This window comes from Methylobacterium ajmalii, assembly GCF_036448855.1.
GTDB classification, from domain to species: domain Bacteria; phylum Pseudomonadota; class Alphaproteobacteria; order Rhizobiales; family Beijerinckiaceae; genus Methylobacterium; species Methylobacterium ajmalii.
This window is the reverse complement of sequence record NZ_JAZFXT010000051.1, coordinates 17117-37231: the sequence shown is the minus strand read 5'-3', so window position 1 is coordinate 37231 and position 20115 is coordinate 17117. Positions and strand designations below refer to the sequence as shown.

22 protein-coding genes are annotated in these 20115 nt (G+C 69.9%); 11 read left to right on the top strand and 11 right to left on the bottom strand.

The window, feature by feature from the left end; translation table 11 throughout:
- Positions 1-84: 84 nt before the first annotated feature.
- The 4 genes from V3T34_RS20920 to V3T34_RS20905 form a co-directional block, all read right to left on the bottom strand.
- Entirely contained in the window at positions 85-501 is a 417-nt protein-coding gene (locus tag V3T34_RS20920) for a hypothetical protein (RefSeq protein WP_305077969.1), read from the bottom strand.
- Between the two features lie 122 nt (positions 502-623).
- A complete protein-coding gene (locus tag V3T34_RS20915) occupies positions 624-833 on the bottom strand; it encodes a helix-turn-helix transcriptional regulator (protein ID WP_305077970.1) in 210 nt (69 codons plus the stop codon).
- Positions 834-1146: 313 nt separating this feature from the next.
- Entirely contained in the window at positions 1147-2364 is a 1218-nt protein-coding gene (locus V3T34_RS20910; protein ID WP_305077971.1) for a tyrosine-type recombinase/integrase, read from the bottom strand.
- Positions 2365-3070: 706 nt separating this feature from the next.
- A complete protein-coding gene (locus V3T34_RS20905; protein WP_091891783.1) occupies positions 3071-3643 on the bottom strand; it encodes a type 1 glutamine amidotransferase domain-containing protein in 573 nt (190 codons plus the stop codon).
- 159 nt (positions 3644-3802) lie between these two features.
- On the opposite strand from V3T34_RS20905, the gene V3T34_RS20900 reads away from it, so the two are divergent.
- A complete protein-coding gene (locus V3T34_RS20900) occupies positions 3803-4021 on the top strand; it encodes a hypothetical protein (RefSeq protein ID WP_060846237.1) in 219 nt (72 codons plus the stop codon).
- A gap of 84 nt (positions 4022-4105) precedes the next feature.
- Here the strand turns inward: V3T34_RS20900 and V3T34_RS20895 are convergent, their stop codons facing one another.
- Positions 4106-4492, bottom strand: coding sequence for a hypothetical protein (locus V3T34_RS20895; protein WP_091891786.1), 387 nt, complete (start codon positions 4490-4492; stop codon positions 4106-4108).
- A 167-nt stretch (positions 4493-4659) separates the two neighbouring features.
- Between V3T34_RS20895 and V3T34_RS20890 the strand changes: the two genes are divergently transcribed.
- The 4 genes from V3T34_RS20890 (at position 4660) to V3T34_RS20875 (ending at position 6099) form a co-directional block, all read left to right on the top strand.
- Positions 4660-5016 (top strand): DUF6496 domain-containing protein, encoded by a 357-nt coding sequence (locus V3T34_RS20890; protein WP_305077972.1) that lies wholly within the window; start codon positions 4660-4662, stop codon positions 5014-5016.
- A 27-nt stretch (positions 5017-5043) separates the two neighbouring features.
- Entirely contained in the window at positions 5044-5250 is a 207-nt protein-coding gene (locus V3T34_RS20885; protein WP_058618884.1) for a hypothetical protein, read from the top strand.
- Between the two features lie 226 nt (positions 5251-5476).
- A complete protein-coding gene (locus V3T34_RS20880) occupies positions 5477-5689 on the top strand; it encodes a cold-shock protein (RefSeq protein ID WP_060846239.1) in 213 nt (70 codons plus the stop codon).
- A gap of 185 nt (positions 5690-5874) precedes the next feature.
- Positions 5875-6099: an AsnC family transcriptional regulator gene (locus V3T34_RS20875; RefSeq protein WP_091753266.1), complete on the top strand. Its 225-nt coding sequence runs from the start codon at positions 5875-5877 to the stop codon at positions 6097-6099.
- 155 nt (positions 6100-6254) lie between these two features.
- Here the strand turns inward: V3T34_RS20875 and V3T34_RS20870 are convergent, their stop codons facing one another.
- Both V3T34_RS20870 and ligA read right to left on the bottom strand, forming a co-directional pair.
- Positions 6255-7163 carry a 3'-5' exonuclease gene (locus tag V3T34_RS20870; RefSeq protein WP_331369273.1) on the bottom strand — a complete coding sequence of 303 codons (909 nt, stop codon included), beginning with the start codon at positions 7161-7163 and terminating at the stop codon, positions 6255-6257.
- 32 nt (positions 7164-7195) lie between these two features.
- On the bottom strand, positions 7196-9676 hold the full coding sequence (gene ligA, locus V3T34_RS20865) for an NAD-dependent DNA ligase LigA (RefSeq protein ID WP_305077974.1): 2481 nt from the start codon (positions 9674-9676) through the stop codon (positions 7196-7198).
- 489 nt (positions 9677-10165) lie between these two features.
- On the opposite strand from ligA, the gene V3T34_RS20860 reads away from it, so the two are divergent.
- Positions 10166-10384, top strand: coding sequence for a CopG family antitoxin (locus V3T34_RS20860; protein ID WP_305077975.1), 219 nt, complete (start codon positions 10166-10168; stop codon positions 10382-10384).
- Between the two features lie 23 nt (positions 10385-10407).
- Here V3T34_RS20860 and V3T34_RS20855 read toward each other — a convergent pair whose 3' ends face one another.
- From V3T34_RS20855 to aspS, 3 genes are read right to left on the bottom strand one after another with little or no spacing between them, the layout of a single operon-like run.
- Positions 10408-11460 (bottom strand): acyltransferase family protein, encoded by a 1053-nt coding sequence (locus V3T34_RS20855; protein ID WP_305077976.1) that lies wholly within the window; start codon positions 11458-11460, stop codon positions 10408-10410.
- Positions 11454-12353: a glycosyltransferase family 2 protein gene (locus V3T34_RS20850; protein ID WP_305077977.1), complete on the bottom strand. Its 900-nt coding sequence runs from the start codon at positions 12351-12353 to the stop codon at positions 11454-11456. The genes V3T34_RS20855 and V3T34_RS20850 overlap by 7 nt, the downstream gene beginning before the upstream one ends.
- Positions 12354-12362: 9 nt before the next feature.
- Complete coding sequence (gene aspS, locus V3T34_RS20845) at positions 12363-14177, bottom strand: aspartate--tRNA ligase (protein WP_091887036.1); 1815 nt, start codon at positions 14175-14177, stop codon at positions 12363-12365.
- Between the two features lie 325 nt (positions 14178-14502).
- Between aspS and V3T34_RS20840 the strand changes: the two genes are divergently transcribed.
- Together V3T34_RS20840 and rnd are read left to right on the top strand one after the other, a co-directional pair.
- Entirely contained in the window at positions 14503-14958 is a 456-nt protein-coding gene (locus tag V3T34_RS20840) for a hypothetical protein (protein WP_305077979.1), read from the top strand.
- A 95-nt stretch (positions 14959-15053) separates the two neighbouring features.
- Positions 15054-16214, top strand: coding sequence for a ribonuclease D (gene rnd / locus V3T34_RS20835; protein WP_060846247.1), 1161 nt, complete (start codon positions 15054-15056; stop codon positions 16212-16214).
- A gap of 68 nt (positions 16215-16282) precedes the next feature.
- On the opposite strand, the gene V3T34_RS20830 is transcribed toward rnd, so the two are convergent.
- A complete protein-coding gene (locus V3T34_RS20830) occupies positions 16283-17314 on the bottom strand; it encodes an SDR family oxidoreductase (RefSeq protein WP_305077980.1) in 1032 nt (343 codons plus the stop codon).
- 184 nt (positions 17315-17498) lie between these two features.
- Between V3T34_RS20830 and V3T34_RS20825 the strand changes: the two genes are divergently transcribed.
- From V3T34_RS20825 to V3T34_RS20815, 3 genes are read left to right on the top strand one after another with little or no spacing between them, the layout of a single operon-like run.
- Positions 17499-18440: an ABC transporter substrate-binding protein gene (locus V3T34_RS20825; RefSeq protein WP_305077981.1), complete on the top strand. Its 942-nt coding sequence runs from the start codon at positions 17499-17501 to the stop codon at positions 18438-18440.
- Positions 18441-18445: 5 nt separating this feature from the next.
- Entirely contained in the window at positions 18446-19219 is a 774-nt protein-coding gene (locus V3T34_RS20820; RefSeq protein WP_091887084.1) for an ABC transporter permease, read from the top strand.
- Entirely contained in the window at positions 19219-20010 is a 792-nt protein-coding gene (locus V3T34_RS20815; RefSeq protein WP_305077982.1) for an ABC transporter ATP-binding protein, read from the top strand. The genes V3T34_RS20820 and V3T34_RS20815 overlap by 1 nt, the downstream gene beginning before the upstream one ends.
- Positions 20011-20115: the final 105 nt, after the last annotated feature.

Below are 20115 nucleotides of genomic sequence, written 5' to 3'. Positions count from 1 at the left end.
AATCAAGATTTAATTGCAGAATGAGCCCGGGTCGTTGGCCGCGACCTGGGCTCTTTGCTTTTGTTCGTCCTGTTATCGACCTGCTCAAAGCAGGCGACGCAGGGCAGCCTCGCGCAGGATGTCCGCGCGCAGCTCGTTGCCGATCGCACCGCCGCCGGCCGGCAGATTGGTCGCGGCGTAGCGCACGAAGTCGTCGGACCTGGTGTCGCCCCCGGGGTGCTCCAGCAGGAAGCCACTCACAGTGCTGGTGAGCAGGTCCGCCTTGTCGTCACAGAGCGGGCGGTGCTCGTTGACGCCCCAGAAGCCCATCGCATCCCAAGCCAGCGCGCGAGGCGGATCGGAAGGCATCGCATTGCTCACGGCCGACATCATCTGCCGGATGGCGGTCACACGAATGAACACCTTCCCGCCGATCTTGGTCCGCGGCAGCTTGTCAATGAAGCCCAGAGACCATCCGGTCCGCTGCTGAACTTCTTTACGGGTCAGATATCCGTCCAACATGGTGTAGTTCGCTCACGATCAGGGTGACGTGAGCTTTTAAGTGGGTCTGCGCGCTTTATTATGCAAATTCGTTCCCCTGAAAGTCAGGGAAAATCAGGGGAAGCTGAAGAAGTTGACGGCAACTACTTCGTCCGGCTGTTGATCCACTCGTCCAGGTCGTCACGCCGAATGCCGATGCGGCGCTCGCTGAGACGCAGGATGCGCGGGCCGCGCCCCGCCTTGACCAACCGACGCATGGTCGAGATGGAGAGGTTGGCGGCCTCGCACGCGGCATTGAAGTTGACGACACAGGCGTTCGGGCGCACGTCGCCCGCCGGCACGGTATGCGGCACGGTATGTCTCCAGCGTTGGAAGAAGCTGGGGATCGGTCTGCCGGGATCAGCAGCCTCTAATCTGACCCGCACCCAGCGTGCGCGCCCAAAATGTGATTGCGAGCTTGAACTGAGGCGACATTAGACAACCAAAGGCGTTCGCGCAAGCTTATAAGCTGCCACCAGATGTCATTTCTGATCCAGGCACATCCTTACGATGTGCTGTTCTACGACTATACATCCATTACCGTTGAGAGGGTGGCTCTACCATTGTGGCCCAGCACATCACCGGTTGTGGGCCAGTGGTCCCCCTCGGCACGACCTGAGAAAAAATTTAAGCGCTCGCTCGAGGAGGCGCCTCCTCCCGCATCTCGCAAAGGCCAGCCACATGGGCGGCCCACAGGTCCAGCGCCTCCCGCTTCTCCCTCGCGTAGCTCGCGCGGTTGTAGATGCCGGCCACGCCTGCCTTGTGGCCTGAGACGTGATTCAGGATTGCCTCGATGATGTGCGGCGCGACCCCGAGCCGATCCGCCATCGTCGTCGCGGCCGTCCGGCGCAGATCGTGCAGGATCCAAGGCGCCAGCGGCGTCCCCGCCTCCGTGAGCCGTCTGTCCAGCGCATTCTTGGCTCTTGACCAGCCGGAGAAGCCGCCGGCTCCCTCACCAAAGACGAGAGCGCGGCCCTCGAGGCGCGGTGCCTCCCGAAGGATTGCCACCGCGGGTGCCGAGAGCGGAACAAGGTGTTCCCGGTGGTTCTTCGCCCGAGCGGCTGGAAGGGTCCACAGGGCGGCGTCCAGATCCAGCTCCGTATCCGCCATGCCGCCCACCTCCTCCCGGCGCTGGGCCGTAAGGATCAGCGTTCGGACGATGCGCCCATAGGCATCGTTGCGGCATGCCCCCCAGATGGCCTTCAGCTCGGCGTCGCTCAGGACGCGCTCGCGCGTCTTCTCCTCGGCAGGCTTGTGCGTCCCAACTACCGGGTTGGCTTCCGTCAGCCCCTCCCCAATCGCCCACGCGAAGAGCGCCGAGAGAGCCGACCGGCTCCGGTTCGCGGACACCCCACCGCTGCTGTCGCGCAGCTCCGTAAGCCTGGTGGCCACGTCGGCCCGCCGCACCTTATGCAATGGGAGGCCCCGCAGGGGCGCCCAATGCTTCGTCAGGTGGAGCTTGGTCTGATAAAAGGTCCCGGGCTTCTGGCGAGCCTCGCAGCGCTTCAAGTAGGCATCCGCGACGCTGCCAAGCGTGACAGCGGCTGCCTTCTTCGCCGCGGCCTTCTCGGCATGCGGGTCGTTGCCGGTCAGGGCCTTTGCGAGAAGCGTCCGGGCCTGCCGCCGGGCCTCATCGACGGTGAGGATGTCCACTGCACCGATGCTGAGCTTCTTCGTCGCTCGCTGCCCTGGCACCCGGTACTGGACGACGTAGCGGCGGCTTCCCCCCGCGCTAGCGCGGACGCCGAAGCCCTTGAGCTCTGCATCCCACAGGAACGCTTCCAGCTTGCCGGGCGGGACCGTCAGGGCGGCGACGGTCTGGCGGGTGAGGCGTTGCGCAGTCATTTTCCGGAAGCCAATCGGAAGCCACAGGCCCGAATGCCTGTGGAATAAAGATACCGCTCCTACGCTCAAAAAACTAGAGGTACAGAGGGAAAACTGCGCTATTTGACGGCTTCCGGACGCTTCTGAAAACTCATCCTCGAATACTGGGGGACTAGGGGTCGGAGGTTCGAATCCTCTCGCTCCGACCATAAAAACTCTGTACCGGCAGAGCATCTCATAGGCGGCTTGTTGGCCGCCTTTGTTGTTCCTAGGGTTTAAATTTCAGCGGAGCCTACCCCTGCGAGCCGTCTCGGACCGCCGCAGCGAAGGCATATCCGGCGAGATCGGCGTTTCTCATCGATTGCGCGATCTTCGTTCCCGATCCGCGCGACTCCCTCACCGCCTTCGGTTCGGGCCTCAGCCTCAACGCTGGTTATTCAGCGGCAGCCCGAAGCAGCTCCTCGCGTTCTTCCGCCCGCCAGGGCAGACAGGTCGTCGGCATGGCAGGGGCTCCGGCGCAAAGGCGCTCCGGTCGTCCACCCGCTCAGGGACGATCCCGCTCCTTCAAACACCGGCGCGTGCCCCGACTTGGCCGTTAGCAATCGATGGCGTAGCGGCCCGATCGCTTCACGATGAGGTCGATCGGTCTTGTCCGCGCGGCGAAGCCTTTGGCTTCACCGCGCGGATACGCGTCATGGCGTCCGCGGAACTTGCCGGAGGCTCGACCTCACGCCGCCGCGCGGTCGTGGCGGCCTTCCTCGATCTCCTCGATGATCTTGGCCGAGAAGGCGTCGAGGTCGCCCGGGTTGCGGCTCGTCACGATGCCCTGGTCAGTGACCACCGGCTCGTCGCGCCAGTCGGCGCCGGCATTGACCACGTCGGTCTTGATCGAGGCGTAGGAGGTCATCCGGCGGCCCTTGGCGGCGCCGGCCTCGACGAGCAGCCAGGGGGCGTGGCAGATCGCGGCGACGACCTTGCCGCTCGACACGAAGCCGCGCACGATCTCGAGCGCCTTCGGCTCCAGGCGCAGCTTGTCCGGGTTGATCTGCCCGCCCGGGAGCACCAGGGCGTCGTAGGCCGAGACGTCGAGGCTCTCGATATCGGCGTCGACCGCGACAGGGCGGCCCCAATCGGCCCCGTCCCAGCCGCGGATGCTGTCCGGCGCCTGACGGGATTTCGGCGCCGCCACGGTCACCTGGGCGCCGGCCTGGGCGAGCTTGGCCTTCGGCACCTCGAGCTCGCTCTGCTCGAAGCCGTCGGTCGCCATGATGAGGATCTTAGCCTGCGTGATGCTCGGCATCGGGGTATCTCCGGGGAGAGTGCGGGATGCCCGGGCAACGACCCCGGCCTGGGCCGGTTCCGGTCCCCATTCCCGGCCCATCCCCGCCCTCTGCCGCGGCGGAACCCCGCCTGCCCGGGCCGGTTGATCCGCATGCCCAGACGGACAGGAGGAACGACCATGGCCAATCCAGGCCTGCCCGGCCACGAGCCGGTTCCCGGTGGGATCCCGGGCGACATCCCGCCGCCGATCACCCCCGACGACCTGCCGGATACCGGCCCGACCGGGCCGCGCTCGCCCTACCCGGTCAACGATCCGGGCATCACCGACCCGACCGGGCCGGGCTCCGAGCCCGACTACCTCCCGGGCGGACCGAGCAATCCCGGCACGCGGTTCTGAAAAACACGAAGGGCGCCCACTGGGCGCCCTTTTCGTTTCTGCGCCGGGGCGCGCACCCCTCGCATCGTCTTTCGCGCGCCGTCGTCAGTGCCCGCCATGCGAGCTGCGCACGTCGCGCGGGGCGTTCAGGATCTCGTTGAGAGAGGTCGCGACGTGGCGCGCCTCCTCGTCGGTGAGACGGAGCTGGAACGGCGGCAGGCCGCCCGCCTGGAGCGCCACCACCGCCTGGCCCTGCTCGTCGGTGCCGACCTCGATCGCCGGCGAGGTCACGTCGAGCATCGCCGCCTCGTCCTCGCCGAGGTCGTCGATCTCGGCCTCGTCCGGCTCGTGCATGACCGTGAGGAGCTGTCCCACCGCGCGCACGAGGGCGCGGGCCGCGCTGGCATCCATGATGACCGCGGTCGACTGGTCGTCCTTCTGGAACGAGAGCTGGATGTTCGAGCCTTCGAGGGAAACCGAGATACCCGCCATTGACAGTCCGACACCGTAGAATTGTCGTCCGTATATGGGAGCCCTCCGCCCGAGGCGACAGGGAATCGCGCGCAACGCCGGCCTGCATCGCGCGAAACGACGCCAGACCCGCGGCGTTGATCCGCCGGAACGGAGCGCCGGACGCCCGAAACGAGCGGATGACGACCATGGCCGCACGCAAGAACAGCCCACGCAAGACCAGCTCACACAAGACGACCGACGCCCAGAAGGGCACGATCGCCCGGGTGATGCACGAGTTCAAGGAGGGCGAGCTGGAGCGCGGCGACGGCGAGCCGGTCACCGACCGGCGCCAAGCCGTCGCCATCGCGCTGCGGGAGGCCGGCGCGTCGAACCGGGAGAGCCCGTCCGACAACAGGGCGAATTTCCGCCGCACCCGGTCGAAGGAGCGCGACACGCGGTCCCAGGCGACCCGCGCCGCGCTCTACGACGAGGCGAAGCGCCGCGACATCAAGGGCCGGTCGCGCATGACCCGCGGCGAACTCGAGCAGGCGCTCAACCGTTAGGCGCGCTCTCTCGACAGGAAATCGCGCATGACCTCGAAGCAACCGAAGACCACCACCCCGACCGATGCCGACCTGAAGGGCAATCCCGGCATCGGCACCTCCAAGGGGATGACCATGTCCGGCGGCGATCCCGAGGATCTCGCCGGGGCCAACACCGACGAGGGCGACGTCGCCAACGACACCACGCCCCAGGGCGGCGTCGACCCCAACCAGCGCGGGCGCACCAACCGCTGACACGCGGGGTGCGCGTTGTCGCGGCCGCCCTGCCTTGTTCCGGACAGACTGCACCCCTACATGGGGTTCAGCGGCAACGGGCGGGCGGCCTCGGGCATCGTGCCCGGCCGGGACCCAGTGGGCCCCGGCCATCGAAGCTCCCATCCGGACAATTGGCGCTGTCGCACTGTCATGCTCTCGCGCGAGGGCAGAGCGTTGCGGCTTCTAACGAGACGAGGACGACCGCGTGAATACTGGTACTGTTAAGTGGTTCAACGACCAGAAGGGCTTCGGCTTCATCCAGCCGGATGATGGCGGCAAGGACGTTTTCGTCCACATCTCCGCGGTGGAGCGGGCTGGCCTGCGCGGCCTCGTCGAGGGCCAGAAGGTCTCCTACGAGCTGCAGGCCGACCGTCGCGACAGCAGCAAGATGTCTGCCGTGAACCTGCAGGTCGCCTAAAGGCGGCCCCCGGCCCGGGTTAACGTGATCTTAACGCTAATTCCGTTAAGGTTACGGAACCCAGGCCGCACTGGAGCGTTATGAGCTTGCGGGCTCAAGTTACGCTCCGCCGGCGGCCCCCTGGCCGCCCGCCACGCACAGTCGCTCCCGCGTGGAGCGCCGAAAAGATAGAAGAAAAGACATCCATGTTGTTCGAGTTCACCCGGCGCGACGGCGCGCCCACCGTCTTCAACGACGGCCCCACTTTTCATGTCGACCAGATCAATCGCTTCGGCGATGGCGGCTCCACCGATGTGAGCCACCTGATCGACAAGAGCTACGGATACCACTCGTCCCGCGAGCTGCGTTGGCATCTCGCCGAGCGGTTCGGCCTGACGCCGAGTGCCGTGGCCGTGCGCGAAGCCCACTGAGGGCCGCGCGGGTCGTCATAGACCGCCGTCAATCGTACGAGGCGGGCCGCGCGCGAGCGTGGACCCGCCTTTGTCATGTCCGGACCGTCGTTTTCGTCATGCTCGGCCCGGGGCGGGAACCGGCGGCAGGGACAGGCGGACGAGCGTCCCGCCCCTCACCCCACCCGCAGCAGCCCGGCCAGCTGCGCCACGTCCCCCGGATTGTCCGACAGGAGCGCGTCGATCTCGCCAGCGGCGAGCGCCCGGACGTGGCGGCAATCCGGCCGGAACCGCGCCCCGGCGCAGGAGCAGCGCAGCCGCGGGCCGTCGCGGCCCTCGACCAGCCGCACGTCGTAGGGCGTGCCGCTGCTGCCCCGGACGACGAAATGCAGCAGCGGCGCGCGGGCCTGGCGCGGCGCCGCGCCGCGGCCCGCATCCTGAACCGTACGCGGGGCCGCGATGCCCCGCAGGGCGCGGGCCGCGAGACCGTCCGGCGCACGCGCGCCCTCCCCGGCCCGCTCGCGGGCGAGGCCGAGGCGGCGGGCGAGGCTCGCGACGTCGGGCGCGCCGGATTCCCGCATCACCGCGAGCGCGATCTGCGCGCAGGCATAGGCGTCCTCGCCGGCATCGTGGTGGCGAAACGTCACGCCGATCCGCGCGGCGAGCGACGAGAGCCGGTAGGTGCCCTGCCCCTGGCCGCCCTCGCCCGGCCAGTGCCGGCGGGCGAGCTGGACCGTGCAGAGCGAGGTATAGGCCGGCTGCGCCAGGCCGTAGGCCCGCAGGGTCGCCGCCAGCACCCCGACGTCGAAGCTCGCATTGTGGGCGAGCACCAGGCTGCCGGCGATCTCCGGCAGGAACGGCGCCATCGCCTCGGGGAAGGACGGCGCCCGCTCGACGTCCCGCGGCCGGATGCCGTGGACCCGGATGTTGCCGGGCGAGAAGCGCATCTCCGCCGGGCGGATCAGCCGCGATTCCCGCCGCACCACCCGGCCGTCCTCTATCCAGGCGAGGCCGACGGCGCAGGGGCTGTCGCGGCGCTCGTTGGCGGTCTCGAAGTCGATCGCGAGGGTGCGGGAAAAGCTCATCCCCGCGCTCTCCCCGGCGAAGACGCCGAATTTCAGGCGGAGGCGACCATCGTCAGCCACTCGTCCTCCGACACGACCTTCACGCCGTGCTTCTCGGCATCCTTGAGCTTGCTGCCGGCGCCCGGCCCCGCCACCACCAGGTCGGTCTTGGCCGAGACCGAGCCCGAGACCTTGGCGCCGAGCCGCTCGGCCGTCGCCTTGGCCTCGCTGCGGGTCATCTTCTCCAGGGTGCCGGTGAACACCACGGTCTTGCCGGCAAAGGCCGCTCCTTGCGCCGCCGGGGCCGCGCGCTCGGTCTCGACCTCGGCGAGCAGGGCCTCGACCGCCGCGACGTTGTGCGCCTCGGAGAAGAACTGGATCAGGGAGGCGGTGGTCACCGCGCCGACCTCGCCGTCGTCGGCCAGCGCCCGGTAGGCGTCGCCAGGAACCTGGGCGATCGCCCGCTCCACCGCCGCACGCACGCCGTCCGCGTCGCCGTAGGCCTCGACCAAGGCGGCGCGCTGCGGCGTCGACAGCCGCGCCACCGCGCCGCCGGCCAGGAGGTCCGCGTCGGGGGAGTCGGCGGCGGCCGCGAGCAGCCGGTCGCGGGTGGTGGCGCCGACCCGGTCGAGGCTCGCGAGCGCGATCCAGTCCGGCCCCGGCTGGCAGGCGGCCGCCGCCGCCACCCCCGCCATCAGGGCCGGGATGTCGGAGAAATGCTTGGCCAGCGCCTTGGCGGTCGCCTCGCCGACCTGCTCGATGCCGAGCGCGAAGATGAACCGGTTGAGCGGGATTTTTCTCCGCGCCTCGACCCCGGCGAGCAGGTTCTTGATCGCCTTGTCCTCGTCGTCCTTCTTCTTTGCCGCCTTCTTGACCTCCTTGCCCGCAGCCGCGGCCCGCTCGGCCGAGAGCGCCTGGCGCCTCGCCACCACGGCAGCCTTCAGGGGCTCGAAGTCCAGGCGGAACAGGTCGGCGGGCTGGCGCACCAGGCCGGCCTCGAACAGGGTCTCGATGTAGGTCTCGCCGAAGCCCTCGATGTCGAAGGCGTTGCGCGACACGAAGTGCTTGAGCCGCTCCTGGCCTTGCGCCGGGCAGATCAGGCCGCCGCTGCAGCGGCGCACCGCGTCGAGCTTGCCCGTCCGCGGGTTGAGGCCGCGCACGGCGTGGCTGCCGCAGGCCGGGCAGGTCTCGGGGAATCGGTAGGGCACGGCCTCCGCGGGGCGGCGCTCCAGCACCACGTCGGCGACCTTCGGGATCACGTCGCCGGCGCGCAAGACCACCACGGTGTCGCCGACGCGCACGTCGGAGCCTTGCGCGAGGTCGAGATCGGTCCGCAGGCTCTGCCCTTGCCAGATCGCCACGCCGCTGCGGATCGGCGCGCCGTCGGCATCGACGCCGTGGACGTAATCCTCGTTGTGGAGCGTCGCGTTCGACACCACGACGCCGCCGACCGTGACCGGCTTCAGGCGCGCCAGCGGGTTGAGCGAGCCGGTGCGCCCGACATTGATGTCGATCGCCTCGACCACGGTGGTGGCGCGCTGGGCCGGGAACTTGTGGGCGAGCGCCCAGCGCGGGGCGCGGGCGACGAAGCCGAGGCGGCGCTGGAGCGCGAAGTCGTCGACCTTGTAGACGACCCCGTCGATGTCGTAGCCGAGATCGGCGCGCCGCGCCTCGATCGTCCGGTAATGCGCCAGCATCGCGGGGGCGTCGGCGCACAGCACCGTCAGCGGGTTGACGGGCAGGCCCCAGGCGCGGAACGCCTCGATCATCTCGAACTGGCTGTCGGCCGGCTGGTCCGACATCTCGCCGGCCGCGTAGGCGAAGAAGCGCAGGGGCCGCGAGGCGGTGATGCTGGAATCGAGCTGGCGCAGGGAGCCGGCGGCGGCGTTGCGCGGGTTGGCGAAGAGCGGCTTGCCGGCCGCCTCCTGGCGCGCGTTGATGCCGGCGAAATCGGCGTGCGACAGGTAGACCTCGCCGCGCACCTCGCACACGTCCGGCCAGTCCGCGCCGGCCAGCTCTTCCGGAATCTCCTTGATCGTCCGCACGTTGGCGGTCACGTCCTCGCCCACCTCGCCGTCGCCGCGCGTCGCCGCGGTGACGAGGCGCCCGTTCTCGTAGCGCAGCGACAGGGACAGGCCGTCGATCTTCGGCTCGGCCGTGAAGGCGACGGGCTCCCCGCCGGAGAGACCGAGGAAGCGGCGCACCCGCTCGACGAAGTCGCCGATCTCCTCGTCCGAGAAGGCGTTGCCGAGGGACAGCATCGGCACCGCGTGGCGCACCTTGGCGAACTTGTCCGACGCCTTGGCGCCGACGCTGGCCGAGGCCTCGCCGGTGCCGGCGAGATCGGGGAAGCGCGCCTCGATGCTCTCGAGCCGGCGGCGCAGGGCGTCGTACTCGGTATCCGAGATCGTCGGCGCATCGTCGCCATGATAGCGCCGGTCGTGCTCCGCGATCTCCGCCGAGAGGGCGGCGTGGAGGCTCTGCGCGCTCTTGGGGTCGAGGTCGTCGAGGGCGGGGTCGCGGGTGGGGGGCATGGACGCTCGTGACGTGAACGATGTTCGGGCGTGATCTCGGGCGCCAGGCGGCGCGGCGGCGGGCGCGGGTCTCCGTGTGTCGTGCCTGACGAAATCTCCCATTTCGTTAACTGTGGCGCCACCCTGGCCCCGTACATACGTTTGTGTGCATCATGGGCGGGAGGAGCCTGCGTCGTTGGTCAGGATCAAGTGGGACGATGGCAGTCGCGAGAAATGCCGGAAGCATGGCGTTTCGATCGCGGAGATCGAGGACGCCTTGCGCGGGCGGCCGCCAATCGAGCCCGATCTGGATCATTCGGCGCCGGAGCAGCGCCTGATCGCTATCGGACGCACGCCGCCGGTCGATCGATCTTCGTTGCCTTCACGATCAGGCAGCATGGCGACGAAATATCCATCAGGCCGTTCAGGGCTCGCTCCATGCACCGCATGGAGGTCGCATCCTATGAGCACTAGGTTTCCGGAGTTCGTTGCCGAAGCCGAGGCTTTTTCTTGATAAGGGTCTCTTCCGGCCTAGATTCTTCGCACTTCAAGCCGGCCCGGTTCGAGTTCGCGCCCAAAACGGAGCGCGTCAACATGCGCTTGCCGAAAGACTTGCTCGATGCCGTCGAGGCGTCGGCGGCACGGAAGGGAATGCCGTACCCGCGGTTCATCCGCCGGGCGCTCGAACTGGCCGTGTCCCGGCCGGAAGACGCCGAGCCCGAGCGCTGAGCCGCCGGATCAATTGAAAGCCCTCAGGCCGCCGCCACGCGCTTCCCGATCAGCCGCGCCTTCCACCCCAGCGCCGGCCGCTCGACGACGTGCCAGGACAGGGCCGCCACCGCCAGCGTGAGGACCAGCGACGGCCCGAGCAGCGCCCAGGCCGAGGCGGCGGGCATCAGCGCGTGCAGGGCCTGCTGCACCGGCCAGCCGTACAGGTAGGTGCCGTAGGAGAGGTCCGCCCGCGGGTCGAGGGCCGGGTGGCGCACCGGGGGGATGAGGCCGAGGCAGAGCACCGCGTAGGCCTCGGCGAGGAACAGCACCGGCGGGTAGAGGGCGGTCCCGTGCAGGAGAGCCGCCAGCACGAGGCCCGCGAGCGCCAGCGGCCAGCTCAACGGGGCCCGGTCGGCGTAGAGGAAGAGCGCCGCGCCGGTGGCGAAGATCAGCGGCAGCCGCAACGAGGTCTCGAGGCCCTTCGGCATCTCGCCGGCGCGCAGCCCGGCTGCCGCCAGGGCGACGGCGAGGCCGGCGATCAGCAACGGGCAGAGCCAGCGCCGGCGCAGCGTCCCGAGGAGCCCCGCCGCCAGGAGGCCGAGATAGCACAGCACCTCGTACTTGAGCGTCCAGACCGTCCCCATCGGGAAACGGAACGGATTCTCCGAGAACACCCCCGGCAGGGCGGCGTTGCTCTTGAAGGTGGTGAGGGTGCCCTGGACGAACCGCCACAGGCCCGGATCGGCCCAGTAGTCGGAGAGCGGCAGCGCCGTCATCAGGCTGCCGAGGCCGAGCGAGACGACGAGCGTCGCCGCCACCAGCCCCGGGGCGATGCGCAAAGCCCGGGCGACGACGTAGTCGCGCGGCCCCCGGCGCAGGAGGCTCATGGTGACGAGGAAGCCCGAGACGGCGAAGAAGCCGTTCACCGCGTGCTCGCCGAGCGTGTAGCCGGTCAGCCGCGCCAGCGGCTCGTCGAGGACGGCGCCGGTGGTCACGCTGAAGCCGTGCGAGACCACGACGAGGAGCGCGAGCGCCAGGCGCACCGCCCCGAAGGCGTTGTGCGGCCTGTCGAGGCCGGCCGCGACCGTCACCACGGCGCGGCTTCCTGCGGCGGCGTTTCCGTCAAGCCCTCCTGCGCCAGCGCGGAGCGGCCGTTGCGGGCCGCCCAGGCACCGGCGACCGAGCCGCCGTAGCGCTCGATCCCGGAGCGGCGGAAGGCGAGCGCGGCGAGCAGCGCCTTCACGCCGTTCTTCGCCAGCATCGCCCCCGTGGGGTCGGGCAGGCCGTATTTTCGCGAGACGTAGGATCGCGACCAGGCCTGGTGCCAGCGCGAGCGGCGCACCCGGCCGGGCGCCGAGGCGCTCGACGCGCCGCGGCCGTGCAACGCTAGGGCGCCGTGGACGTGGACGAGCGCCCGGCCCGCATCGGCGATGCGCCGGCAGAGGTCGTCGTCCTCGTAGAACAGGAAGATGTTCGGATCGAACCCGCCGAGCGACAGGAAGAGGTCGCGGCGCACCATCAGGCAGGCGCCCGACAGGAACGGCGCGCAGGCATCGCCCTCCGGCGGATGGAGCCGACCGCCCGGGTTGGTGAGGTAGGGCGCGAGCAGCGAGCGCGGCTGGAAGAAGAAGCGCCCGTCCGGCTCGACGATGCGGGGCGCGAACAGCCCGGCATCCGGATAGGCCTCGGCCGCGGCGAGCAGCGCGTCGGCGCTGCCCGGCTGGAGCTCGACGTCCGGGTTGACGATCAGCGCGTATTCGGCGCGTCCCGCCGCCCAGACGCCGGCATTGTTGGCCCGGCCGTAGCCCTCGTTGCGGGGCAGCCGCAGGACCCGCGCGCCCAACGTGGCGGCGAGGTCCGCCGAGCCGTCGCGGCTCGCGTTGTCGACGACGAGCGCCGGGACGTGCTCGCGGGCGAGCGCCGCGAGGCAGGTCGGCAACACGCCGGCACTGTCATGCGCGACGACGACCGCGACGAGACCGGGCACCGGCTCCGATCAGCCCTGCTTCTGCGGCAGGTTGAGGCGGATGTGCAGCTCGCGCAGCTGCTTGGGCCCGACCTCGGAGGGCGCGCCCATCATCAGGTCCTCGGCGCGCTGGTTCATCGGGAAGAGCACGACCTCGCGGATGTTCGGCTCGTTGCAGAGCAGCATCACGATGCGGTCGACGCCCGGCGCGATGCCGCCGTGCGGGGGGGCGCCGAGCTTCAGCGCGTTCAGCATGCCGCCGAACTTCTCCTCCAGGACCTCCTTGGGGTAGCCGGCAAGGCCGAAGGCCTTCTCCATCACCTCGGGGCGGTGGTTGCGGATCGCGCCCGACGACAGCTCGATGCCGTTGCAGACGATGTCGTACTGGAACGCCTTGATGCCGAGGATCGTCGCGTGGTCGGCGGGATCGAGCGCCATGAAGGCGTCGTGGTCGAAGTTCGGCATCGAGAACGGGTTGTGCGAGAAGTCGACCCGCTTCTCGTCCTCGTTCCACTCGTACATCGGGAAGTCGGTGATCCAGCAGAACGCGAACTGGTCCTTGTCGGACAGGGCCAATTCGTCGCCGACGCGGATGCGGGCCTTGCCGGCAAGCCCCGCCGCCTTGGCCTCGGGCCCGGCGGAGAAGAACACCGCGTCGCCGGCCTTGAGCCCGGCCTTGGCGGCGATGGCGGCTTGCGCCTCCGCCGGCACGAACTTGGCGATCGGCCCGCGGCCGGTGAGCGTCCCGCCCTCCTCCTCGAACACGATGTAGCCGAGGCCGGGCGCGCCCTCGGAGCGGGCCCAGTCGTTGAGCTTGTCGAAGAACGAGCGCGGCTGCGAGGCGGCGCCGGGGGCCGGCACGGCGCGGACCACGCCGCCGGCCTTGATGGCGTTCTTGAACGCGTTGAAGGTCACGTCCTCGCGCAGGAACTCGTCCGTCACGTCGGCGATGACGAGCGGGTTGCGCAGGTCCGGCTTGTCGACGCCGTATTTCAGCATCGCTTCGGCGTAGGGAATGCGCACGAAGCTCGGCGAGACGCGCTTGCCCTCGGCGAATTCCTCGAACACCGAGCGCAGCACCGGCTCCACCGCCTGGAAGACGTCTTCCTGGGTGACGAAGCTCATCTCGATGTCGAGCTGGTAGAACTCGCCCGGCGAGCGGTCGGCCCGGGCGTCCTCGTCGCGGAAGCACGGCGCGATCTGGAAGTACCGGTCGAAGCCGGCGATCATCGTCAGCTGCTTGAACTGCTGCGGGGCCTGCGGCAGGGCGTAGAACTTGCCCGGATGCAGGCGCGACGGCACCAGGAAGTCGCGCGCGCCCTCCGGCGAGGAGGCGGTGAGGATCGGGGTCTGGAACTCGAAGAACCCGCCCTCGCGCATCCGCCGGCGCAGCGAATCGATGATCGCGCCGCGGCGCATGATGTTGGCATGCAGCTTCTCGCGGCGCAGGTCGAGGAAGCGGTACTTGAGCCGCGTCTCCTCCGGGTATTCCTGGTCGCCGAAGACCGGCATCGGCAGTTCGGCGGCGGCGCCCAGCACCTCGAGGTCGGTGATGTAGACCTCGACCGCGCCGGTCGGCAGTTCCGCGTTCTCGGTGCCGGCGGGGCGTTGGCGCACCCGCCCGTCGATGCGGATCACCCACTCCGAGCGCACGGCTTCCGCCGCCTTGAAGGCCGCGGAATCGGGATCGATCACGCATTGCGTGATGCCGTAATGGTCGCGCAGGTCGATGAACAGCACGCCGCCATGGTCGCGGACGCGGTGGCACCAGCCGGAGAGGCGGACGGTCGCGCCGACGTCGGACGGGCGGAGCGCCCCGCAGGTATGGGAACGATAGCGGTGCATGGGCGTGTCTTGGCTGTCCAGGGTTTGGGCTGTCTCGATCGGGGCCGGCAGGCCGGGCGCGCGGACAGTTCGTCCGCACGCGAAAGCGTGCGGCACCCATTCGCGAAGGGGGGAGCGAAGTCAAGCGCGGGGCCTCGCCGGACACCTCCCGGCGCTTGTGGAACAAAAGACGAACACTTATATTATCCCCATGGATCAGAACGCCTTTTTCGGCTCCTGCGAGCCTCACCCCGACCCCTTGCTCGACCTGTCGCTCGACACCCGACCGGATCCGCCCCCGGGCACGCCCGCGGCGACCCGGACCCAGCCACCGGAGGCCCACGCCATGCCCGTCGACCACCGCGACGCCATCCACGAACGCCCGCCCGCGTTCATCGAACGCCAGAACGCGTCCGTCGAACGCCAGGACGGCGCCTGGCGGGTCCTGCCGATCGAGGGCCGGTTCGAGCTCGTCTACGAGGACGGCAACGGCGCCTGGAGCGTGCGCCGGCTGCAAGCGCGCGAACTCAAGATCGGTCCCGGCCGGGTGCTGGTCTGCGGTACCGACCGGGACCGGGACGGCTACCGGGGCTTTCGCGCCGACCGCATCCACCGCCTGACCGACCGGGACACCGGCGAGCGGGTCGAGCACAACATCCTCGACTGGCTCATCCGCCGGGCGGAAGCGGCGCGGCGCGCCCGCGCGGCGGCCCTGCGGCGGAAGACCCTGCCCGAGGCGGCTCGGCCCAAAGCGGCTCGGCTCGAGGCGGTTCGTCCCGGCGGGAAAGCCCGCGCCGCGTGATTTTTGGTGTCCGCGGCGCCCAATCCCCATAACCCACGGCGCCGGCGTCTCGCGGCGTCTCGCGCTGGGCGACCGGCTCCGCTATAGCCGGACCCATGAAGCTGATTACTTCGACGGAAGACCTCGCCTCGGTCTGCTCGCGCTTTGCCACGCAACCCTTCGTGACCGTCGACACGGAGTTCATGCGCGAGACGACCTACTATCCGAAGCTGTGCCTGATCCAGATCGCGGCACCGGACGGATCGACCGCGCTCGTCGACCCGCTGGCGCCCGACATCGACCTCGCGCCGTTCTTCGCGCTGATGGGCGACGAGGGCGTGCTGAAGGTCTTTCACTCGGCCCGCCAGGACCTCGAGATCATCTGGCTGCTCGGCGGGCTCCTGCCGCAGCCGTTCTTCGACACGCAGGTCGCCGCGATGGTCTGCGGCTACGGCGACTCGGTGTCCTACGAGCAGCTCGTCAACGACGTCGCCAAGGCGAAGATCGACAAGTCGTCGCGCTTCACCGACTGGTCGCGCCGGCCGCTCTCGGACGCGCAGCTGAGCTACGCGCTCTCGGACGTCACCCACCTGATCAAGGTCTACGAGGTGCTGGCGCGCGAGCTGATCGCGACCGACCGCGGCGCCTGGCTCGACGAGGAGATGGCGGTCCTCACCTCCCCCGACACCTACCGGGCCGACCCGGAGCATGCCTGGAAGCGCCTGAGCTCCCGGATGCGCAAGGCCCGCGAGATCGCGGTGCTGATGGAGGTGGCGGCCTGGCGCGAGCGCGAGGCGCAGACCCGCAACGTGCCGCGCGGGCGCATCCTGAAGGACGAGGCGGTGATCGACATCGCCACCTCGGCGCCCCGCAGCGTCGAGGCGCTGGGGCGGCTTCGCACGATCCCCGCCGGGTTCGAGCGCTCGCGCACCGGCACCGACATCCTGGCCGCCGTCGAGCGCGGCCTGTCGCGCGATCCCGCCTCGGTGCCGACCCCCGAGCGCGGCCGCGCCCGCAGCGGCGGCAACGGCGCGCTGGTCGAGCTCCTCAAGGTGCTGCTCAAGGCGGTCTGCGAGGAGGAGCGCGTCGCGCCCAAGATCATCGCCACCGTGGACGACCTCGAGGCCCTGGCCGAGGACGGCGCCGCCGACGTGCCCGTGCTGCACGGCTGGCGCCGCGGCCTGTTCGGCGAGAAGGCGCTGGCCCTCAAGGCCGGCCGCCTGGCCCTGTCGGCCGAGGGCGGCCGCGTGGTGGTGCGCGAGCTGCCCGAGGCCTGAGAGCGGAGCCCTCGCGGGGACCGGTGGCGACGCCGGTTCCGCAAGGCCCCTCCTTGCCCGTCGCGGCCTCAGCGGCCGGCGATGCGGGGCTCCCGCCGGCCACTGCGCCGCGCCGCCGCCAGTGCCGTCCCGCCGATCAGCCCGGCTGCCGCGATCAGGCCGATATGCAGCCACATCGGGTCCGCGGCGACGACCCGGTCCTTGGCCTGCGCGTCGAACCGGCCGTGGGCACCGTGGTCGCGCTTGGCGTCGACCGGCTCGAACAGGTTGTCGGGCCGGCACCGCCGCGCCGCATGCGACGTCATCTCGCCCCGGTAGCCGTGGCGGGCGAGGTAATGGTCGGTGAAGGCCGGTGCGGCCTGCGCGCCGAAGATCGCGAGCCAGGACGGGGTGCCGATCCAGAGTTCCCGCGGCGCGTCGTGGGCGGCCCGCACGATCTCCTCGGCGATCGCCTCGGGCTGGAAGATCGGCGGCACCGGCTCGAGCTTGCGCGGCAGGCGCGAGCGGGCCCAGTCGAATTGCGGCGTGTTCACCGCCGGCAGCTGCACCATCGTCAGGCGGATGCGGCTGCGACGATGCAGCAACTCGGTGCGCAGGCTGTCGACGAAGCCGCGCACCGCCGCCTTGGCGGCGCAATAGGCCGATTGCAGCGGGATCGACCGGTAGGCGAGCGCCGAGCCGACATGCACGATGGTGCCCCGGTCCGAGGCTTTCATGTGGCGCAGCGCCGCCAGCGTGCCGTGGACCTGGCCGAGATAGGTGACGTCGGTGACGCGCTGGAACTCCTCCGCGGTCATCTGCCCGACCTCGGCGTAGACCGTCACCATCGCGTTGTTGACCCAGACGTCGATGCCGCCGAACTCCTCCGCGAAGGCATCCGCCGCCCGCTCCACCGCCTTCGGGTCGGCGACGTCGGCGCGGTAGCCGAGCGCCCGGCCGCCGGCCGCCTCGACCTCCGCGACCGCCGCCGCGATCCCGGCCCGTCCCCGCGCGACGATGCCGACGTTCCAGCCCCGGCGCCCGAAGGCCGCCGCCACGGCGCGCCCGACCCCGGCGCTGCCGCCGGTCACCACGACGGTGGGGCGCGTTGTTCCGCTCATCCGATTGCTCCTCGCGACACCTGCGTCAGCCCCGACAACGCGCTGGGGCGCTTCCGGGTGCAGGGAGTTCGGGAAGACGGGGACGTGCCGGATCGGCGGGCAGTCTGCCCGCTGTTATGTCTATACACATGGGCCGGGCGCCGGTACGACGGGCGCGACCGGAAGGCCCGGGCGGGAGGGGACGATGAAGGCGTTGGCGGCAGGTTTGCTGGGAGCGGTCGCGCTGGCGGGGCCGGCGCTCGCCCAGGAGACGAAGGTCACCGTCGGCCTGTCGGGCTGGACGGGCTTTGCTCCCCTGACGCTCGCCAAGGAAGCCGGCATCTTCAAGAAGAACGGCCTCGACGTCTCGCTCAAGAAGATCCCGCAGGCGAGCCGCCACCTCGCCATCCGCTCCGGCGACGTGCAATGCGCCGCCACCACGGTCGAGACCTGGGTGGTGTGGAACGCCAACGGCGTGCCGACGAAGCAGATCTTCCAGCTCGACAAGTCCTACGGCGCCGACGGCCTCGCCGTGCGCAACGACGTCGCCGCGATCAAGGACCTGAAGGGCAAGACCGTGGCGGCCTCGGTGCCCGGCACCGCCCCGTATTTCGGGCTGGCCTGGATCCTCAAGGCCAACGGCCTGTCGCTCAAGGACGTGAAGGTCGTCAACATGGAGCCGGGTCCGGCCGCGCAAGCGTTCATCGCAGGCCAGAACGACGCCGCGATGACCTACGAGCCCTACCTGTCCTCGGTGCGCGCCGCGCCGCAGGCCGGCAAGATCATCGCCACCACCCTCGACTACCCGATGGTGATGGACACCTTCGGCTGCACGCCCGAGTTCCTCGACCAGAACCCGAAGGCCGCCAAGGCGCTCGCCGACAGCTACTTCGAGGCGCTCGACATGATCGCCAAGGATCCGCAAAAATCCTACGAGATCATGGGCGCCGACGTGAAGCAGACCGGTGAGGCCTTCGGCAAGTCGGCGCAGTTCCTGCGCTGGCAGGACCGGGCCGCCAACAAGGCGTTCTTTAACGGCGAGCACCAGAAGTTCTCCGAGCAGGCGGCCGACCTGCTGCTCGAGATCGGCGTGATCCGGCAGAAGCCCGACATCGCCGCCCTCGCCGATCCGCGCTTCGTGCAGTGACCGGCTTGCGCCCGCTGCAGCCGGTCGGCGGCCCGGCGAAGGTTCTTCTGGGCCTGAGCTTCTTCGTGCTGTTCGTGGCGGCCTGGGCCGCCGCGACGCTCGGTGGGCTGGTGCCCAGGACCTTCCTGGCCGACCCCGTCACCATGGTGCAGGACGGCTGGCTGCTGCTGACCCGGTTCGACTTCCTGTCGGATATCGGCATCACGGTGTACCGGGTGGTCGGCGGCTTCCTGCTCGCCTCCCTGATCGCGGTGCCGCTCGGCGTGATGATGGGGGCCTACAAGCCGGTCGAGGCGTTCTTCGAGCCCTTCGTCTCCTTCGCCCGCTACCTGCCGGCCTCCGCCTTCGTGCCGCTGCTGATCCTGTGGGCCGGCATCGGCGAGACGCAGAAGCTGCTCGTCATCTTCATCGGCTCGGTGTTCCAGCTGATCCTGATGATCGCGGTCGCGGTCGGCCAGGTCCGGCGCGACCTCGTCGAGGCGGCCTACACGCTGGGAGCGAGCGACGCCGGCATCATCCGCCGGGTGCTCATCCCGGCGACCGCCCCGGAGATCGCCGAGATCCTGCGCCTCGTGCTCGGCTGGGCCTGGACCTACGTCATCGTCGCCGAGCTGATCGGCTCGTCCTCGGGCATCGGCCACATGATCATCGAGAGCCAGGCCCTGCTCGCCACCGGCCAGATCATCTTCGGCATCATCGTCATCGGGCTGATCGGCCTCGTCTCGGACTTCCTGTTCAAGGCGGCCAACCGGCTCCTGTTTCCCTGGAAGCTCGCCTGATGCGGGACACCATCGAGGTCGCGGTCGAAGGCGTGGCGCGGGTCTTTCCCGGCCACCGCGGCGGGAAGCCCGTCCAGGCCCTCTCCCCCACCGACCTCACCGTCGCCAAGAACGACTTCATCACCATCCTGGGGCCCTCGGGGTGCGGGAAGTCGACGCTCTTGCGCATCATCGCCGGGCTCGACCGGCCGAGCGCCGGCCGCGTCCTGGTCGGGGGCCGCGAGGTCCGCGGGCCCGGCCCCGACCGGGGCATGGTGTTCCAGTCCTACACCCTGTTTCCCTGGCTCACGATCGCGGAGAATATCGGCTTCGGCCTGCGCGAGCGCGGGGTGCCGGCGGGCCGGCGCCGCGAGATCGTCGCGGCCTACATCGACAAGGTGGGCTTGCGCGGCTTCGAGGGGCATTACCCCAAGCAGCTCTCCGGCGGCATGCAGCAGCGCACCGCCATCGCCCGGGCGCTCGCCAACGACCCCGCCATCCTGCTCCTCGACGAGCCCTTCGGCGCGCTCGACAACCAGACCCGCGGGCTGATGCAGGAACTGCTGCTCGGCATCTGGGAGCGCGAGCGCAAGACCGTGATCTTCGTCACCCACGACATCGAGGAGGCGATCTTCATGGCCTCGCGGGTGATCGTGATGACGGCCCGGCCCGGCCGCATCAAGGCCGACGTCCCGGTCGATCTCGGCCATCCGCGTCACTACACCCTCAAGACCAGTCCCGACTTCTCGCGGCTGAAGGCGCAGCTCACCGAGGAGATCCGGGCCGAGGCGGTGCTAGCGGCGGCGCATTGAGGACATTGTCGGCGATTCGTTTCGGCCTCCGTCCCACCCGGGACCTCATCCTGAGGTGTCGGCGATCGAAGATCGCAGGCGATCGACGCTCGACTGATCTCGACG

What these genes read in the sequence shown, in the direction of transcription:
- V3T34_RS20920 (WP_305077969.1), bottom strand. Translation starts at nt 501, where the DNA reads ATGTTGGACGGATATCTGACCCGTAAAGAAGTTCAGCAGCGGACCGGA.
- V3T34_RS20910 (WP_305077971.1), bottom strand. Translation starts at nt 2,364, where the DNA reads ATGACTGCGCAACGCCTCACCCGCCAGACCGTCGCCGCCCTGACGGTC.
- V3T34_RS20905 (WP_091891783.1), bottom strand. Translation starts at nt 3,643, where the DNA reads ATGCCGAGCATCACGCAGGCTAAGATCCTCATCATGGCGACCGACGGC.
- V3T34_RS20900 (WP_060846237.1), top strand. Translation starts at nt 3,803, where the DNA reads ATGGCCAATCCAGGCCTGCCCGGCCACGAGCCGGTTCCCGGTGGGATC.
- V3T34_RS20895 (WP_091891786.1), bottom strand. Translation starts at nt 4,492, where the DNA reads ATGGCGGGTATCTCGGTTTCCCTCGAAGGCTCGAACATCCAGCTCTCG.
- V3T34_RS20890 (WP_305077972.1), top strand. Translation starts at nt 4,660, where the DNA reads ATGGCCGCACGCAAGAACAGCCCACGCAAGACCAGCTCACACAAGACG.
- V3T34_RS20885 (WP_058618884.1), top strand. Translation starts at nt 5,044, where the DNA reads ATGACCTCGAAGCAACCGAAGACCACCACCCCGACCGATGCCGACCTG.
- V3T34_RS20875 (WP_091753266.1), top strand. Translation starts at nt 5,875, where the DNA reads ATGTTGTTCGAGTTCACCCGGCGCGACGGCGCGCCCACCGTCTTCAAC.
- V3T34_RS20870 (WP_331369273.1), bottom strand. Translation starts at nt 7,163, where the DNA reads ATGAGCTTTTCCCGCACCCTCGCGATCGACTTCGAGACCGCCAACGAG.
- ligA (WP_305077974.1), bottom strand. Translation starts at nt 9,676, where the DNA reads ATGCCCCCCACCCGCGACCCCGCCCTCGACGACCTCGACCCCAAGAGC.
- aspS (WP_091887036.1), bottom strand. Translation starts at nt 14,177, where the DNA reads ATGCACCGCTATCGTTCCCATACCTGCGGGGCGCTCCGCCCGTCCGAC.
- V3T34_RS20840 (WP_305077979.1), top strand. Translation starts at nt 14,503, where the DNA reads ATGCCCGTCGACCACCGCGACGCCATCCACGAACGCCCGCCCGCGTTC.
- rnd (WP_060846247.1), top strand. Translation starts at nt 15,054, where the DNA reads ATGAAGCTGATTACTTCGACGGAAGACCTCGCCTCGGTCTGCTCGCGC.
- V3T34_RS20830 (WP_305077980.1), bottom strand. Translation starts at nt 17,314, where the DNA reads ATGAGCGGAACAACGCGCCCCACCGTCGTGGTGACCGGCGGCAGCGCC.
- V3T34_RS20825 (WP_305077981.1), top strand. Translation starts at nt 17,499, where the DNA reads ATGAAGGCGTTGGCGGCAGGTTTGCTGGGAGCGGTCGCGCTGGCGGGG.
- V3T34_RS20815 (WP_305077982.1), top strand. Translation starts at nt 19,219, where the DNA reads ATGCGGGACACCATCGAGGTCGCGGTCGAAGGCGTGGCGCGGGTCTTT.